Source organism: Streptomyces venezuelae (assembly GCF_008642295.1).
Taxonomy (GTDB): Bacteria; Actinomycetota; Actinomycetes; order Streptomycetales; family Streptomycetaceae; genus Streptomyces; species Streptomyces venezuelae_C.
Window position 1 is genome coordinate 2604674 of record NZ_CP029190.1, and the last position, 16303, is coordinate 2620976.

At 72.3% G+C, this 16303-nt stretch carries 12 protein-coding genes; 5 read left to right on the forward strand and 7 right to left on the reverse strand.

The genetic code is table 11. The features are described 5' to 3' along the window. The first annotated feature begins 260 nt into the window (after nucleotides 1-260). The gene (locus tag DEJ50_RS11235) at nucleotides 261-1022 is read left to right on the forward strand and encodes an AfsR/SARP family transcriptional regulator (protein WP_150207488.1); all 762 of its coding nucleotides are present in this window, start codon (nucleotides 261-263) and stop codon (nucleotides 1020-1022) included. Nucleotides 1023-1068: 46 nt separating this feature from the next. Here the strand turns inward: DEJ50_RS11235 and DEJ50_RS11240 are convergent, their stop codons facing one another. Next, nucleotides 1069-2661 (reverse strand): tryptophan halogenase family protein, encoded by a 1593-nt coding sequence (locus tag DEJ50_RS11240; RefSeq protein WP_150207490.1) that lies wholly within the window; start codon nucleotides 2659-2661, stop codon nucleotides 1069-1071. Nucleotides 2662-2944: 283 nt separating this feature from the next. Here DEJ50_RS11240 and DEJ50_RS11245 point away from each other — a divergent pair, with 283 nt between their 5' ends. Continuing rightward, nucleotides 2945-5236: a S9 family peptidase gene (locus DEJ50_RS11245; protein ID WP_150207492.1), complete on the forward strand. Its 2292-nt coding sequence runs from the start codon at nucleotides 2945-2947 to the stop codon at nucleotides 5234-5236. An 81-nt stretch (nucleotides 5237-5317) separates the two neighbouring features. On the opposite strand, the gene DEJ50_RS11250 is transcribed toward DEJ50_RS11245, so the two are convergent. Beyond that, nucleotides 5318-8248, reverse strand: a complete 2931-nt coding sequence (locus tag DEJ50_RS11250) for an AfsR/SARP family transcriptional regulator (protein WP_223837705.1) — start codon at nucleotides 8246-8248, stop codon at nucleotides 5318-5320. Nucleotides 8249-8464: 216 nt separating this feature from the next. Continuing rightward, the gene (locus DEJ50_RS11255) at nucleotides 8465-8677 is read right to left on the reverse strand and encodes a hypothetical protein (RefSeq protein WP_150207495.1); all 213 of its coding nucleotides are present in this window, start codon (nucleotides 8675-8677) and stop codon (nucleotides 8465-8467) included. Nucleotides 8678-8935: 258 nt separating this feature from the next. On the opposite strand from DEJ50_RS11255, the gene DEJ50_RS11260 reads away from it, so the two are divergent. Next, nucleotides 8936-9835, forward strand: a complete 900-nt coding sequence (locus DEJ50_RS11260; RefSeq protein ID WP_150207497.1) for a 4'-phosphopantetheinyl transferase family protein — start codon at nucleotides 8936-8938, stop codon at nucleotides 9833-9835. 111 nt (nucleotides 9836-9946) lie between these two features. After that, entirely contained in the window at nucleotides 9947-10480 is a 534-nt protein-coding gene (locus DEJ50_RS11265) for a flavin reductase family protein (RefSeq protein ID WP_150207499.1), read from the forward strand. 217 nt (nucleotides 10481-10697) lie between these two features. Here the strand turns inward: DEJ50_RS11265 and DEJ50_RS11270 are convergent, their stop codons facing one another. The 3 genes from DEJ50_RS11270 to DEJ50_RS11280 all read right to left on the reverse strand — a co-directional run bounded on the left by DEJ50_RS11270 (nucleotide 10698) and on the right by DEJ50_RS11280 (nucleotide 12571). After that, nucleotides 10698-11513, reverse strand: a complete 816-nt coding sequence (locus DEJ50_RS11270) for a thioesterase II family protein (RefSeq protein ID WP_150207501.1) — start codon at nucleotides 11511-11513, stop codon at nucleotides 10698-10700. Nucleotides 11514-11610: 97 nt separating this feature from the next. Next, on the reverse strand, nucleotides 11611-12309 hold the full coding sequence (locus DEJ50_RS11275) for a sulfotransferase family protein (RefSeq protein ID WP_150207503.1): 699 nt from the start codon (nucleotides 12307-12309) through the stop codon (nucleotides 11611-11613). A gap of 28 nt (nucleotides 12310-12337) precedes the next feature. After that, nucleotides 12338-12571 carry an MbtH family protein gene (locus tag DEJ50_RS11280; RefSeq protein ID WP_150207505.1) on the reverse strand — a complete coding sequence of 78 codons (234 nt, stop codon included), beginning with the start codon at nucleotides 12569-12571 and terminating at the stop codon, nucleotides 12338-12340. Nucleotides 12572-12941: 370 nt separating this feature from the next. On the opposite strand from DEJ50_RS11280, the gene DEJ50_RS11285 reads away from it, so the two are divergent. Next, entirely contained in the window at nucleotides 12942-14042 is a 1101-nt protein-coding gene (locus DEJ50_RS11285) for a transaldolase family protein (RefSeq protein ID WP_190344417.1), read from the forward strand. 89 nt (nucleotides 14043-14131) lie between these two features. On the opposite strand, the gene pabB is transcribed toward DEJ50_RS11285, so the two are convergent. After that, on the reverse strand, nucleotides 14132-16297 hold the full coding sequence (pabB, locus tag DEJ50_RS11290; protein ID WP_150207509.1) for an aminodeoxychorismate synthase component I: 2166 nt from the start codon (nucleotides 16295-16297) through the stop codon (nucleotides 14132-14134). Nucleotides 16298-16303: the final 6 nt, after the last annotated feature.

Consider the following 16303-nt stretch of genomic DNA (forward strand, 5'->3'; position numbering starts at 1 on the left):
GAACCTTACGCTCCCCCCTGGCGCGAAGTCGTCGTGCACGTCCGGTAATCGGCTCCCTCACGACGCCCAACACCCTCATGTGTCCGCGCCATCCGAGTCAAGCGATATCGGCTCCGCCCGCACGGCCCGGTACTCGGCGTCCCGTCGACAGGACAGTTCCGGACAGACGCCGCCGGGAGGTCCCGGACCGCCGCGTGGACACCGGCGGATTCCCGGGCTTATCTCATGGGAAGTCAATGCGGATCTGCGAGGGTATTTCGATGGAGTACGGGATTCTGGGACCCGTGGAAGTGCGGGACGGCGGCGTCGACATTCCGCTGGACGGGCCCAAGCAGCGAACGGTTCTGGCGGCCCTGCTCATCGCCGAGGGCTCTTTCCTGCCCGATTCGGAACTGAGCCGCTTTCTGTGGGGGGAACGCCCGCCCCGGACGCTCCACGCGCAGATCTACACCTATGTCTCCCGGATTCGCCGGACCCTCGGTCCGCGGGCGGTCATCAGCCGCCGTCCGAACGGATATCTGATGGAGATCGGCGCCGCCTCTTTCGATCTCGTGGAGTTCCGGAAACTGGCCACGCGCGGCCAGCTGGAACTGATCGCCGGGCGCTACCCGGAGGCCGCCGGACTGCTGCGCGCCGCGCTGGCGCTGTGGCGCGGGCCGGTCCTGGCCAATGTCTCGGAGCAGCTGGCCGCCACCGAGGGCCCGCCGATCGAGGAGGCCCGGATCTCCGCGCTGGCGAGCCGGATCGAGGCGGACCTCGCGGTCGGGATGCACCTCCAGGTGCTGCCGGAGCTGACCCGGCTGATCGACCGGCACCCTCTGCATGAACGTTTCCGCGCCCAGCTGATGACCGCGCTCTACCGGTGCGACCGGCAGGCCGAGGCCCTGGCGCTCTACGACAGCAGCAGACGGCGGCTCGCCACGGATCTCGGCCTCGAGCCGGGGCCGCTGCTGCGCGAGGTGCACCAGGCCATCCTCAGCGCCGACCCCGCCCTGCACCGCCCGGCGGCCCTGCGGCACTGAGCCTCCGCCCCCTCCCGGGGGGGGTGAGGGGGCGGAGGGGGAGCGCTCAGGCCGGAACGCCCAGCTGGGCGAAGTACTCGTACTGGCTCGGCAGCGTGTCGACCAGCGCCCGGGCGGTGTCCCGGACCTCGGCGAACTGCCGGCGGGCCGCCTCGTCGTCGGCCAGGGACACGGCCGGCGAGGGCCGCAGCGGCATGGCCCCGGTGCCCAGCAGGATGCAGGCGTACGAGTCCGGGGTCAGCCCGGGCCCGGCCGCGGGCCCGCCGGCCGCGCCCGCGCCCCCGCCCGTGTCCGTACCCCCGCCCGCGCCCCCGGCCGCGTCCGGCATCCGCACCCGCCACCGCTCGATGCGCTCGGCGAGCGCCCGCGGCAGGGTCTGGGTCTTGGTGTCCCGCCAGTACTGCGAGTCCTCCCGCGCGGCCCCCTGGTAGTGCAGGGCCAGGAAGTCCCGGGCATCGTCCATCACCCGGGCCACCGAGGCGTTGAAGGCCGCGGCCCCCTCGGACGGCCCGCCGGCACCGGGGAAGTTCCGCACCAGCTCGGCGACCGCGTGGTGCACGAAGGAGGCCTCGGAACAGGCCAGCGGCTCGACGAAGCCGGCCGAGGCACCGACCGCCACGCAGTTGTTCTTCCACGCCTGCCGGCTGCGGCCGACCCGCAGGGTGCCGTGGGCGGCCTCCACCCCGGCCGCCTCCGGGCCGACCGCGGCGCGCAGGGTGCGCTCGGCCTCCTCGGGGCTGCAGTAGTCCCGGGCGTAGACGTAGCCCACACCCAGCCGGCTGACCAGCGGAATCGTCCAGATCCAGCCCGCGCTCCGGGCCGTGGCCGTGGTGTACGGGGCGATCCCGCGGGCCCGCATGTCGGCAGGCACACGGAGTGCGACCACGCTGTCGTTGGGCAGTGCGCCCTGGTAGGAGACGAAGGGGACGCGCAGCGCCCGGTTGATCAGCAGGCCCTGGAAGCCGGTGCAGTCCACGAACAGGTCGCCGTGGACCTCGCCGTGCTCCCGGGTGACCAGATGGCCGATCCAGCCGCGCTCGTCCAGCCGTACATCGGTGACCTCACCGGCCAGGTGCCGCACCCCGCGGCCCAGGGCGTGGCCGCGCAGGTACTCGGCGAGCAGGGCCGCGTCCAGGTGGTAGGCGTACGGGAGCTGCCCGCCGACGGCCTCGCCCCGCAGGCCCGGGGGCGGGGAGCCGTCGAGGTGCCGGGGGCTGCGGCCCGCGTCGCACAGCGAGGCCACCACAAAGCAGTCCCGGTCGAAGCGCCCGCTCGGCCCGTTGTGCAGCCACCATTCGGTCAGCGGGAATCCGCCTGCGGACCGGGTCTGCTCGAACGGGTGGTAGAAGTGCTGCCCCGGACGGTTCCAGTCCTGGACACGGACCGCGAGTTTGTACGCGGCATTACAGGCCGGCATCCACTCCTCTTCGGCCAGGCCCAGGAAATCGAAGAACCTCCCGATATCGCTGAAGGTCGTCTCTTCACCGGACAGCGGGCCCGCCGCGCCGGCCTCGGATCCCGATTCGATCAGGGTGACGGAAATCCGGTCGGAGAAGGCGGCTTTGAGATAGGCAGCGGTCATCCAGCCTGCGACTCCACCGCCCACGATCACGACATTTTCGGGGTTCCGCGTACCCACGCCAACACCTCAGTTCATAAGCCCGCTTACGTACGCAACCCAATGTGACATTCGGTTCTACGAAGCATCTATATATGTCCTGTCAGGCTGCTTGGCAGCCCTCTTGCCTGTCCTGTCGACAGGACAGGGAACCGGTGCCACGGGCTGCCGCGAACTGGTCAACGACCGCACGGGGTGGCGATGATGGGGCTGCCCCGGTAACGAAAGTCAGCGCCACGCGCGCGCACGTTCCGATTCACGGACGGAATCCGTTCAACCACTCCGAAGGAAGGGCACACACCCGATGCACTCGACCGAACTCGACGTCCGGGCCTATGAGACGGCGGAGCGGCTTCTCCGGCACAACCGAAAGGAACTCGTCCGCGGTGACAAAGTAACTCCGCGGTGGATTGAAGGCGGCAGCCGCTTCTGGTACACGATCGGCACGGCCGAGGGAAAGCGGTTCGTCCTCGTCGATCCGGAGACCGGCACCAGGGCGCCCGCCTTCGACCACGAGCGCCTGGCCGCCGCCCTGGCCGCCGCCTCGGGCCAGGAAGTGGACGCGGCAGCGCTGCCGTTCCCGGCCATCCAGCCGGTCGCCGACGCGGTCGAGTTCGACGCCTTCGGTGCGCACTGGCGGTGCCGCCTGGACCACTACGCGGTGGAGAAGGCCGAGGGCGGCGCCCCCGGCAACCCGCTCGCCGTCCCCGCCCCCGACCGCAAGCACGCCGTCTACCGGGCCGGTCACGACCTGCGCGCGCAGGAGCTGGACGGCAGCCGCGACTGGGCCCTGACCTCCGACGGCACCGAGGACCACGACTACGGCGCCAACCCCGACTACCTCATGTACTCCACCCTGCTGGGGAAGATCGGGCTGCCGCATCTGCCGCCCGCCGTGGCCTGGTCCCCCGACTCGGCCCGGGTGCTGACCCACCGCACCGGCCAGGCCGGCGTCCGGCGCACCCACCTGGTGCAGGCGGCGCCCGCCGACGGCAGCGCGCCCGGCCTGCTCTCCCCGCGCTTCGCGGTCCCCGGGGACGAGCACATACCGGTCGCCGAGTTCGTCGTGTTCGACATCGCCTCGGGCACCTCCACGGTCGCGCAGGCCGAGCCGGTCGCGATGTCGATGATGTCGCCGGTCTTCCAGAAGTGGGCCTGGTGGGCGGAGGACGGCTCGGCCGTCTACTACCTCTCCCGGACCCGCGACGCCCGGACCCTGGCCCTGCACCGCCTCGACCCGGTCTCCGGCGAGGTCCGCACCCTGGTCACCGAGACCGGCGAGACCCGGGTGGAGCCGGCGCAGCAGCAGCTCCAGCAGCCCCTGGTCCGGGTCCTGACCGGCGGCAACGAGGTGATCTGGTACTCGCAGCGCGACGGCTGGGGCCACCTCTACCTGTACGGGACGGACTCCGCGGAGCCGCTCGCGCAGATCACCTCCGGCCCCTGGGGCGTGCAGGAGATCCTGCGCGTGGACGAGGAGCAGCGGGTCGTGTACTTCACCGCCTCCGGGCTGGTGGAGGAGAACCCGTACCGCCGCACGGTGTGCCGGGCCAACCTGGACGGCACCGGCTTCACCCGGCTGACCGAGGACGATCTCGACCACGCGGTCACCGTCGCACCGGACGCCGGCTGCTTCGTGGACTCGGCCTCGGCCTCCGACACCCCGCCGGTGATCACCGTCCGGGACTGGTCGGGCGAGGTCCTGGTGGAGCTGGAGCGCGCCGACATCACCGGGCTGAAGGCGACCGGCTGGACCGCGCCCGAACCCTTCACGGTCACCTCGGCCGACGGCACCATCGACATCCACGGCCTGCTCTACAAGCCGCACGGCTTCGACCCCGCGCGCCGCTACCCGGTCATCGACACCCCGTACGGCCTCCCGACCGCGACCCGGGTGAGCCCCTCCTTCGACCCGGGCTACTACGGCTACGACGCCGAGGTGCTGGCCGCGCTGGGCTTCGTCGTGATCGCGGTGGACGGCCAGGGCTCGCCGGGCCGGAGCAAGGCGTTCCACGACGCCTCGTACGGCAACCTGGGCGACGCCACGGGCCTGCCGGACCATGTGGCGGCGATCCGCGAACTGGCGGAGACCCGGCCCTGGATGGACCTGGACCGGGTGGGCGTCACCGGTATGTCCTCCGGCGGCTACGCGGCGGTCCGGGCGATGCTCCGGTACCCGGAGCTGTTCAAGGCCGGAGTCGCCGAGTCCGGCATGCACGACTTCCGGCTGCTGGAGCCGGGCCTCGGCGAGGGCTACCACGGCCCGGTCGGCGAGGCGGACTACACGGCCACCTCGAACGCGGAGCTCGCGGACCGCCTGGCCGGCAAGCTCCTGCTGATCCACGGCGGCCTGGACGACCGGGTCTCCCCGCAGCTGACGCTCCGGCTCGCGGAGCGGCTGGTGCAGCACGGCAAGGACTTCGACCTGGTGATCGTGCCGGACGCCGACCACATCTACTTCGGCTACGAGCACTATGTGACCCAGCGCCGCTGGGACTTCCTGGTCCGCAACCTGCTGGGCGCCGAGCCCCCGGCGGGCTTCCGGCTGCCGCCGGTCCCGATCGACATGGAGGCGCTGGCGGAGCTCTTCGGCTGAGCCCGCTCCCCCCTGTACGACGAAAGGTGCCCCCGGCCTGGATCCCCAGGCCGGGGGCACCTTTCGTGATGCGTCCCCGGTTCAGTCGACGAGCGCCCCGAGCGCCTCCTCGGTCCGCTCCAGCCACGCCGAGGCGCCGACCGCGGTGAACCGCTCCTTGGCGGTGAGCAGATGGCCGCGGGCCTTCACCGGTTCGCCGCGGCGCTGCCACACCTCGGCGAGCGCCAGCCCGATCCGGCCGGCCACCAGCGGGCCCTTGTTCTCCTCGGCGATCTCCCAGGCGTCCGCGAGGGTGGACTCCGCCGGTTCCAGGGCGCCCGTGGCCAGCCGGGTCTCACCCAGACCGAGCAGGGCATAGGCCAGTCCGATCATGTCGGACTTCTCCTTCACGATCCGCACGGTCCGCAGGAAGGACTGCTCGGCCTCCGGCAGCTGTTCCAGCGCCAGCTGCACCCGGCCCAGCCGGTGCAGGGCCTGAGCCAGGTTGCGGGTGACCTCCGTCGTGCTGCTCTCCTCGATCCGGACCGCGCCCTCTGCGTACTCCATCGCCTGGTCCAGCCGCCCTCGGTCGACCTCGATGTCGGCCATGTTGTGCAGGGTGTGCCCCTCGCCCAGCCGGTCCCCGAGCTCCCGGAAGAGCGACAGGGCCTCGAGGTAGCGGGTCATGGCGAGGTCCAGGTCCCCCCGGTTGCGGTCGACCATGGCCAGGCAGCGCAGGCTCATCGCCCGGCCGTTCGGGTCGTCGGCCTCCGTGTAGTACCGGAGCGCCGCCGTGAAGTGCGGGGCGGCGGCGTCCATGCTGCCCATCATCTCCAGGGTGCCGAGGTTGTAGTGCATCGCGCCCTGGCCGACCAGGTCTCCGATGGCGTGGGCGGCCTCCAGCGCAACCGTGCAGCAGGTGCGGTACTCACTCCGGTAGTTGCGCATGGCGAAGAACGGGGCGGACACGGCGGTCAGTCCCCAGGCGAGGTCCGACAGCCCCATCCGGGCCGCCTGCCGGACGGAGCCCACCACGGCCGGCCGTTCGGCCTCGAACCACTCCAGGTGCGCGGCGAGCAGCTCCTCCATCAGGTCGGAGTTGAGCCGCCGGCGCTGGAACTGAGCCGGCAGGTCCAGGGCGTTGGGGTCCTCGTGCCGGTACGCCTCCTCGGCGATCGTCAGGAAGGTGCGCAGGACCCGGACGCAGGCCGCCGTCCGGTCGTGTTCCGGCTCCTCCTCCTGGGCGCGTTCGGCCGCGTACAGCCGCAGCAGACCGTTGAACCGGTAGCGCAGCTGGCCGGTGGCATCCATGGTGACCACCTCGAGGAACTGCGCGTCCACCAGGTGTTCGAGGAGCCGCTCGGCGTCCAGGACCTCGTTGTTGAGCAGGGCGGCGGCGACCCAGGCGGTGAAATCGGGTACGTCGAGCAGCCCGAGCCGCCGGAACAGCCGGGCGGACTCCTGCGGCAGGTACCGGTAGCTCAGCGCGAAGCTGGCCCGGATCTGCGACTCGCCCTGGCTGAGCTCGTCCAGCCGGCGGCGCTCGTCGCTGAGCCGCGAGACCAGGAACTTCACCGGCCAGTGCGGCTTGGAGGCCAGCCGGGCCGCGGCGATCCGCAGGGCGAGCGGCAGCCGCTCACACAGTTCGGCCAGCCGGACGGCGTCGGTGCGGGCCGGGCCGATCCTGCGCTCGCCGACGATGGTCGTGAGCAGCTGGACGGCCTCCTCCTCGGACAGCACCCCCAGGTGCACGCGCGCCTGGGACGGCCAGGCCACCAGCTGCTCCATCTGGTCGCGGCTGGTGACCACGACGCAGCAGCGCCCACTGCCGGGCAGCAGCGGGCGGATCTGGGAGTAGCTGCGCGCGTTGTCCAGGACGATCAGCACCCGCCGGTCGGCGAGCAGGCTGCGGTAGAGCGAGATCCGGTCGTCCAGCTCGGTCGGGACCTGCTCCGCGGGCACGCCGAGGGAGCGCAGGAAGCGGCTGAGCACCTCGTGGGTCTTGGTGGGGTCGTGCTGCTCGTCGTATCCGCGCAGGTCGACGAAGAGCTGGCCGTCCGGGAAGTTCTCGGCGACCCGGAACGACCAGCGGGTCACCAGGCCGCTCTTGCCGATGCCCGCGGCACCGGTGATCAGTCCGATGGTGGAGCTGCGGTCATCGCTGCCGCCCGCAACGAGGCTGTCCAGCGCGGCCAGTTCGGTCTCGCGGCCGGTGAACCCGGGGATGTCGGGCGGCAGTTCGGAGGGGACGGCGTACACGGGGGCGGCGGGGCGTTCGGCCGGGGCCTGCACCACCGCCGCGAGCGAGGGGTCGTCGCGCAGGATGGCGTCGTGCAGTTCCTGGAGGTCGGGGCCCGGCTCGATACCGAGTTCGTCGATCAGGTGCCGGCGTGCGTCACGGAAGGACTCCATGGCGTCGGCGCGGCGGCCCGACCGGTACTGGGCGAGCATCAGGTGGTGCCGGATGCGCTCGCGGAGGGGGTGTTCGCGGACCATCGCGGCCAGTTCGGGGATGAGTTCCTGGTGCTGGCCGAGCTCGAGGTGGACGAGGGTGGAGTCGTCGTAGGCGTTGAGCCGGTGCTCTTCCAGCCGGTCGGTCTCGTCGTCGATGACCTGTCCGCCCACGCCGGCGAAAGCGGAGCCGCGCCAGAGTGCGAGCGCCTGGGCGTAGTGGTGTGCCGCTTCCTGGAGCCGGCCGTCCCTGGTGTGCTGTTCGGCGGACTGGACGAGCCCGGCGAATTCCAGGGAATCGATGCGGTGGCCCTCGGTTTTGAGGAGATAGCCCGGATGGGCGGTGACGATGACATCGTCCGCGACGCCCGCGGCTTTGAAGATTTTGCGAAGGGCCGCGACGCAGATGGCGACCTGGGTCCGTGCCGTGGTCGGCGGGTTCATGTTCCAGACCGTCTCGACCATGGTGTCCACGGAGACGACGCGGCCGGGAGTGAGCAACAGCAGCGCGAGGATGGTGCGCTGGCGTGCTCCACCGAGCGATATGTCCTGGTCTCCCGCGGTCACTTCCAGTGGTCCCAAGACCTTGAAGCTGAGCTGTGCCCCCACCTCGCCCCCCGTCCATTGATCCCTGTTGTTCGGCGGCTCCCAATGTAGGTCACCAGCAGGGAAGTTCCGGTCCGGAACAGGGGCGGGAAGTCACCTTCGGGGGTGCCCGTTCGGGAGGTCGACGGGCTGCCTGAACCGGAACGGAGACGAGTCCTCGAACATTCCGGCGGCGGGTGGTGGAACGGTGCGTCAGGCGGAGGGACCGGCGGGCTTCGGCGCGACCGGCCACGGAGCCAGGTTGGCCAGGATGACCTCGCCGCCGGCGGAGGACTTCGGCGCCACCGGCCACGGAGCCTGGTTCGCCTCGGTGGTGGTCGAGCCGGAGGAGGCGAATATCGCGGCGCCCGCGGCCAGCGCGACGGTGAGGGTCTTGGCGGTGTTCTTCACGGTGGCGTTCAGCATGTCCGTCTCCTTCTCGGTGTGCCGCTGTGGTCTCTGACCTGCGGCTTCTTCCTTCTGCCGAGAAAATTACGGAGGCGCTCTTTCGGGCTGTTATCGCTTCGGCACCGGCCTTCGATAACGGCGATAACGGCGATATCGAGGGAGGGATAACCCACCCTGGGACGGAGGATTTCCTGCTACCCGGTCACCCCCGCCGAGTCGAAGACTTGTGGCAGCGGCAGATGCACTGCCGCAGCAGTACGGGAGGTGAAACCCGGAATGACGCCCATCCACGCAGCCGGCACCTTGCTGGCTCCCGCAGAAGGTGCCGCCGACACACCGCAGGCCATCGCCGAGTGCCACATCTGGTCCCTGCGCCCGCTGTCCAGCCCGCAGTCCTGGTACGGGCTCCTCGACAGCGCGGAGCTCACCCGCGCCGCGTCCTTCGCCCACGAGCTCGACCTCGCCCGGTTCGTCACCGGCCGGACCCTGGCCAAGACGGCCCTCGCCAGCCTGGTGGGCACCGGCCCGGAGGCGATCGGCTTCCGTACCCGGTGCCCCGGATGCGGCGGGGCCCACGGCAAGCCGCAGGCGGTCGGGGCCGGGGCGGGGTGGGAGCTGTCCATCACGCACTCCGGGGACATCGTGGCGGTGGCCATCGCCCGCGGCAGACCGCTGGGAGTCGATGTCGAACGCTTCGAGCACTGGGGCGGCCCAGGACTACCACCCGAGTACGACCTGGTGCTGACACCAGCCGAGCGGGCAGCCGTCGAGCGGCTGCCCGAGCGGGAGCGGGCACGGGCCGGACTGACCTACTGGACGCGCAAGGAAGCCGTCCTGAAGGCGACCGGCGAGGGGCTCAACACCCCGATGACCGACTTCACGCTTTCCGGGTCCGACGAGCCGCCGGCCCTGGTGCGCTGGCACGGCCCGGAGGCCGCCGGACGCCCGGTGCCGGCGCTGGCCGACCTCGCCCTGGGCGGGGAGTACGCCGGGGCGGTGGCGGTGCTCGGGGCCCGTTCGGTACTGACCACGCTGCACAGCGGCCCGGACCTGATCGCCCGGACCCGGCCGGTGCCGGGCCGGCGGCCCGCGGAGCCGGTACGGGTGCTCTCCACGGAGCAGGCGCTGCCGGGCCGGACCGCGCAGGCCCGTTCGCCGGCGGGGCCGCCGTTCTGAGCGCCCGGGCCGAGGGGGAGCCGCGCGACCACCGGCCGCGCGGGCCCCGGCCCCAACCCAGGAGCCCACCATCCGGCAGGAGCCGGCCCACGTCCCGAAAGGCCCGTCACCATGACCACCCTGACCCCGACCCGACCAGTCCCGCTCGCCCTGTTCCGCTCGATGATGAGCGCCTTCCCCTCCGGCGTCTCCGTGATCACCACATACGACCGGGAGGGCATACCGCGCGGGCTGACGGCCTCGTCCCTGGCGAGCGTGACCGCCGAACCGCCGACCGTGTCGGTCTGCCTCACCACGGCCGGGGAGACCCTGCAGGCCCTGCGCGAGCACGGCTCCTTCGCCGTGAACCTGCTGCACACCGGGGGCCGCCGGGCGGCCGGGGTGTTCGCCACCCCGAACATCGACCGGTTCGCCGAGGTGGACTGGCGCCCCTCCCCCGGGCTCGGTCTGCCGTGGCTGGTCGAGGACGCGTTCGTGACCGCCGAGTGCGAGGTGGCCGGGATGCTGGAGATCGGCTCCCACACCCTCGTCCTGGGCACGCTCGTCGAGGTGGCCCAGGAATCCGGGACGCCCCTGCTCTACGGCGGGCGGGAGTTCGCGGACTGGCCGGGCGGCGACATGCCGGGCCGGGCACCCCTGATATGACCCGGCGCGCCGAGGGCTCTGCGGGTACGCCGGCGACGGCGGTGTCCGGACCCTGCGGGAGATCCCCACCAGGTCCGGCCCGCGTCCTCCCCGGCTCCGGTCGCGGGCGGCGGTGTGATGCGGGCCGGCCCGGAAGACAGCGGTACCCGGCGAAAAACAGCGGTACCCGGCGGGGGATCCCCGCCGGGTACCGGTCACGGTGTCGTGCTGCGACGGCCTACCGGCCGCTCCACGCGGGCACGCCCGTCATGGCCTCGATATCGCGTGACAGCCGCTCCAGGAACGGAGCGGGGTTCTCGTGGAGGAAGAAGTGCCCTCCGGGGAAGCGGACCAGCTCCCGGCCGCCGACGGTCTCCTCGCCGTCCCAGGGCCAGGCGTCGGCCTCGCCGACCAGCGGGTCCTTCTCACCCGTGTAGACGCGCAGTTCGCACGGCAGCGGGGATTCCCGGCGCGGCCGGTGCCGGGCGAGTATCTCCATGTCGGCGCGGAGCACGGGCAGGTAGAAGTCCAGGAACTCCGGATTGCGCCGGAGCTCCGGCGGCAGGCTCTCGGACTGGTCGAGCAGGGTCAGCAGTTCCTCCTCGCTGCTGTCCGCGCCGGCCTTCCAGCGGTCCGGAGCAGGCCGGGAGGGCGCGGGTGAGGCCACCGACACCAGGCCCCGGACGGGCCGTCCGCTGTAGTGGCGCAGCGTGCGGCACAGCTCCCAGCCGATCACCGCGCCCATGCTGTGGCCGAGGACGACGGTCGGCAGGGCCGGGTCCGGGAGGGTTTCGAGGGCGGTGACGATCCCGTCCACCACTTCCGCCATGCGGGTCAGAGGTTCCTCGGTGAGGCGGCTCCCGTGACCCGGGAGTTCGACGGCGAGGACCTCGGTGCCGGTGGGCAGTGAGGCGGCCCAGTCCCGGTACAGGTGGGCGGCTCCGCCGGCCGGCGGCAGGCACAGCAGCCTCCGGCGGGCGGTGGCCCGGGTGGTGCGAGGGGCGTACGAGGTCTTCAGCCAGTCGGCTGGGCCCGCGGGCGGACTGCCGTACATCTGTGGTGCTCCCTACTTCCTCGTGGTGGTCCCGGCCGGAGGGGCCGGGCCGTCGGTCTTCAGGGTGACCGGCTGCCCGGGGCGGCCTGTCACCGGGTCACCCGGTCACCACCGGTTCGAGTTCGAGGCGGTGGGCGCTCAGCCACGCGTGGTAGGGCAGTTGGTCGGCGTACAGCTCGGCCAGGTGCGGATCGCCGAGCACCAGCTCGGTGAGGCTGCCGGTGCCGGCCGGCAGCCACTCCTCCTCCATGGTCCACCGGCCGGGTCCGGCGGCCGGCGGCAGCCCCGTGTGCATGGCGTACGAGGCGGCCACCTCCGCGGGCCGCACCGGCAGGTCGGCGGCGTCCAGCACCACCGGAACGGCGCCGGAGGCCATCCGGGCCAGCTCGAAGATCTCCCAGCAGTTGCCGAAGCCGATCGCTTCGGAGGTGCTCTCCCGTCCGCCGGCCCGGTGTGCGGCGATGACCTCGGCCGGGTCGCGGATGAGGAAGGTGTGCTGGATGCGCGAGGTGAAGCGGGTGTCCATGAGCAGGTCGGGGTGGCGGAGGGCGGTGCTGTCGGTGAAGAGGACCGGCCGGGCACCGGGCCGCTCGGCCCGTTCCAGTACGGATTCGAGCAGCGCGGTCGCGGTGCCGTACAGGCGGCCCTCGTGGCTGTACCTCCCGGTGAGCGCGAGCTTGGTGAACGGCTCGTGCAGCACGGTGAGGTCGCCGCGGTCGATCATCATCCGCTCGAAGCCGGTGGCCCGGCAGCCCGGCGGGCTCCACAGGGCGATCACCTGGAGACGATCGTGCATTAAATGGATCATGGAAGGTGGCTCCCTGTCATGCCGCGCCCGCAACACCGCCGGCCGGCCGGTCCGAGTCCAGGGCCCGGCGCAGGCTCATCGGGCGCATGTCGGTCCAGTTCTCCTCGATCCAGGCGAGGCAGTCCTCCTTGGAGGCGGGGTCGCCGACCGACTGCCAGCCCGCCGGAATCTGCTGGTCACCCGGCCAGATCGAATACTGGTCCTCGTCGTTCACCACGATCCAGTAGGACTCGGCGGCGGCACTGGCCATGATCGCTTCTCCACGCGGGTCTCGGGGATATCCGAATTCGAACGGCGGCGCCGGAGCGCTGCCTTTCCACTCTCCAAACAACCAGCCGAAGGCTGCTGCGGACAACCGCCCGACCCCTGCGCACGGGGAACTTTGTCACCTCGGAGCACCGGGGCCCAGGGAATGTGTCAGCTCGTCCGCGGGCGGGCACCACCGCAGCTCACAGGGGGTTTCGCGGGTTCGGGAATCCTCGGCGAATTCAGTTGGCAACTAGCTGACATAAACCCCCCACACCGCATGCCCATGGCAACGATCACGGTTAGATTCGCCTCCCACCAATACAACAGGGCGCGGCTCTGCGAGAGGGGGCCCGATGGATCTGAGAACGAGGATGACCAGCAATCCCGCGAGACAGCTCGCCGCCGAAGGGGTGTCCCTCTGGCTGGACGGCGTGAACCGCCGTCAGGTGTCCTCCGGCGTCCTGGACCGGCTGGTCCGCGAGCTCGGCGTCACCGGTGCCACGTTCTCCTTCGGCGGCCTCACCGGCCCGGTCCACGGCTCCGCATACCGGGACCGGCTGGCCGATCTGGCGGCCTTCGGGGCCGGCCCGGAGGAGGCCGCCCGGGTTCTCGCCGCCGACGATCTGCGGGCGGTCTGCGATGCCCTGGACCCGGTGTGGCGGACCGGCCGGGGCACCGAGGGGCTGGTGTGCGCGGGGGTCGGCCAGACGCTGGATCCGGCCGCCGCGGTGGCCGAGGCCCGCTGGCTGCACTGGATCGTGGACCGCCCCAATCTGCTGGTGCAGTTCCCCGCCGACCGGGTGGGCCTGGCCGCCCTGAGCCGCTGCCTGGCGGAGGGCATCGGGGCCGCCGCCGGACCGGTCTTCACGGACCGCGGGTACCGGGAGGTGCTGACGGCCTGGTTCGACGGGCTGGAGGCGGCCCTCGCGGCGGGCCGCCCGCTGGACGGCCTCTCCTCCGCGATCCGGGTTCCGGTGGGCGCGGTGGATGCGGAGGTACTGGCGGCGCTGCCGGCCGGCACCCGGCCGGACGGGGTCGCGCAGGCGGTGTGCCGGCAGGCCGGTATCGCCGTGGCCCGGCTGGCCTTCACCGTCCACGAGCGGCTGTTCGAGGATCCGCGCTGGCCCCGGCTGGCCCGGGCCGGTGCCGTGCCGCCGCGGCTGGCGCTGGCGCTCGACGGGGCCTCGGTACCGGCCTCCGTGGGCGGGCTGGTGGCGGCCGGCACGGTGCACGTACTGACCGAGGACGGCCTGGAGCGGCTGGCCGAGGCGACCCTGCTGATGGAGGGCGACACCCTCTCCGGGCGCCATCTGAGCGCCCGGGACGATCTGGACCGGATCGAGGAACTGGGCGTTCGCTGGCCCGAGTTGGTGCGGAGCATGGAGGCGGCGGCACCGCCCCGGCAGTACTGGGAGTGGCGGGCGCTGGTGGCCGCGGTGGGCCGCGCACTGGCCGGCCCGGAGGGCAGGTGACCCCTGACGGCGGGTGGACCCTGACGGCGGGTGACCCCGGCCGGAGGTGCCCGGCCGGGGTCGGAGCCCCCGTCAGTACTGCGGCGGCCTCAGCCGGAGAGCCCGGAGCCCACCGGCAGCTCGGCCCGGCCGGGGAATCCCTCCTCGGTCAGCCCCAGCAGCGGGGCGGACTTCACCGCGGTCTCCTCGAACTCGGCGGCCGGGTCGGACAGGGCCACGATCGCCCCGCCGATCCCGTACCGGACCCGGCCGGGGGTGAGCACCAGGGTGCGGATGACGATGGAGAGGTCACAGGCGCCGGAGAGCGAGAAGTAGCCGATGGCACCGGCGTAGATGCCCCGCGGCCCGGCCTCCAGCCGGTCGATGATCTGCATCGTACGGAGCTTGGGGGCGCCCGTCATGGAGCCGCCGGGGAAGGCCGACCGGACGCAGTCCACCGCGCTCAGGCCGGCCCGCAGCCGGGCGGTGACCGTGGACACCAGCTGGTGGACGGTGGCGTAGCTCTCGATCCGGAAGATGTCACCGGCCTCGACGCTGCCGGGCTCGGCACACCGGCCCAGGTCGTTGCGGACCAGGTCGACGATCATCAGGTTCTCGGCGCGGTCCTTCTCGCAGGAGGCCAGCTCCCGGCGGATCTCCAGGTCCTCGGCCGCGGTCCGGCCGCGCGGCCGGGTGCCCTTGATGGGGCGGGACTCGGCGACGCCCTCGGCGTCCACCCGCAGGAACCGCTCGGGCGAGGTGCTGAGCACCTGGGTCCGGCCGAACTGGAGCAGCGCGGCGAACGGGGCCGGGTGACTGCGGCGCAGGGCCCGGTAGGTCTCCCAGGCGTCGGGGCTGCCGTCCGCCTCGGCGAGGTTGGTCAGGCACACCTCGTACGTCTCGCCGGCCGCGATCTCGGCCTGGCACTCCTCGATGAGGTCGAGGTAGGCGGACCGGTCGTGGCGCAGCCGCAGTCCGGTGAGCGGCTCCTGCCGGACCGGCCGGGGCAGCGGCGCGGGCTCGCCGGTCAGTGTGCGGGCGGTCCGGACCAGCCAGTCACGGGCAGCCTCCTCCTCGCCCCCCTCCGCAAGGGCGAGAAGGTAGGTGGTGCCGGTGTGGTGGTCGAGAACGACGGCGCGGTCGGCGAAGACCATGACGGCATCCGGGTCCTCGGCCCGGTGCACGGCCTCGCCCCCGCACTGGGCCTTGAGCTCGTAGCCGAGGTAGCCGACCCAGCCGAGGGCGAAGTCGAAGGGGAGTTGCGGGACTTCGGTCCGGCAGGAGCGCAGGTCGCGGTCGATCCAGTCGAGGAAGTCCTCGGCGACGAGCTGCTCGGGGACCCCGCCGGCCGAGTAGACCGAGACGGTGCCGCTGGTGACATCGGCCTTGGCCACGCGGGAGAGCGGGCCGGCCGCGTTGCCGAGGAAGGAGAACCGCCCGTCGGGGCCGTCGGCCCGGCTGCTGTCGAGCCAGAAGCCGTGCGGGCCGGAGCGGAACAGCCGGTCGTAGACGGCCTCGTCGTCCCAGCGGGTGGTCAGGATGTCGGCGAGCACCCGGAGCCGGCGGACGGGAGTGGCCTCGGCGGCCGTCGCCGGTGCCGTAGCCCCTGCCGGGGCGGCCGGGACCGGGGCGGCCGGGCGCGGCGCGGGCCGGCGACCGCCGTGCTGCACATGCTGCACGTGCCGCCCGTGCGCCGCGTGGTGCTCGACCACCAGCCGCCGGAAGTTGTCGATCAGTTCGTGCCCGTACGTGGTGGCGACCGACTCGGGGTGGAACTGCAGACCCCAGTGCGGCCGGGAGCGGTGGCGCAGGCCCATCACCACGCCGTCCGGGCTCCAGGCGGTGGCCTCCAGCTCGGCGGGCAGGTCGGCGACGGCCAGCGAGTGGTAGCGCACGACGTCGAAGGGGGAGGGCAGTCCGGCGAACAGGCCGCTGCCGTCGTGGATGACCGGGGAGATCCGGCCGTGGCGCGGCTCGGGGGCACGGACCACCCGGCCGCCGTGGGCCCGGGCCATGCCCTGGTGTCCCAGGCAGACGCCGAGCAGCGGCAGATCGCAGTGGTCCAGGATGTCGCGGCAGATGCCGAAGTCGGCCGCCCGGTCGGGGGTCCCCGGTCCCGGGGAGAGCACGACCGCGTCGAAGCCGTCGAGCAGACCCGGTCTCCAGGTCGTCTCGTCGTTGCGCAGGACCACCGGTTCGGTGCCGGTGACCTCGGTGATCTGGTGGAAGAGGTTGTAGGTGAAGCTGTCGTAGTTGTCGACGAGCAGGGTGCGCACGGCAGC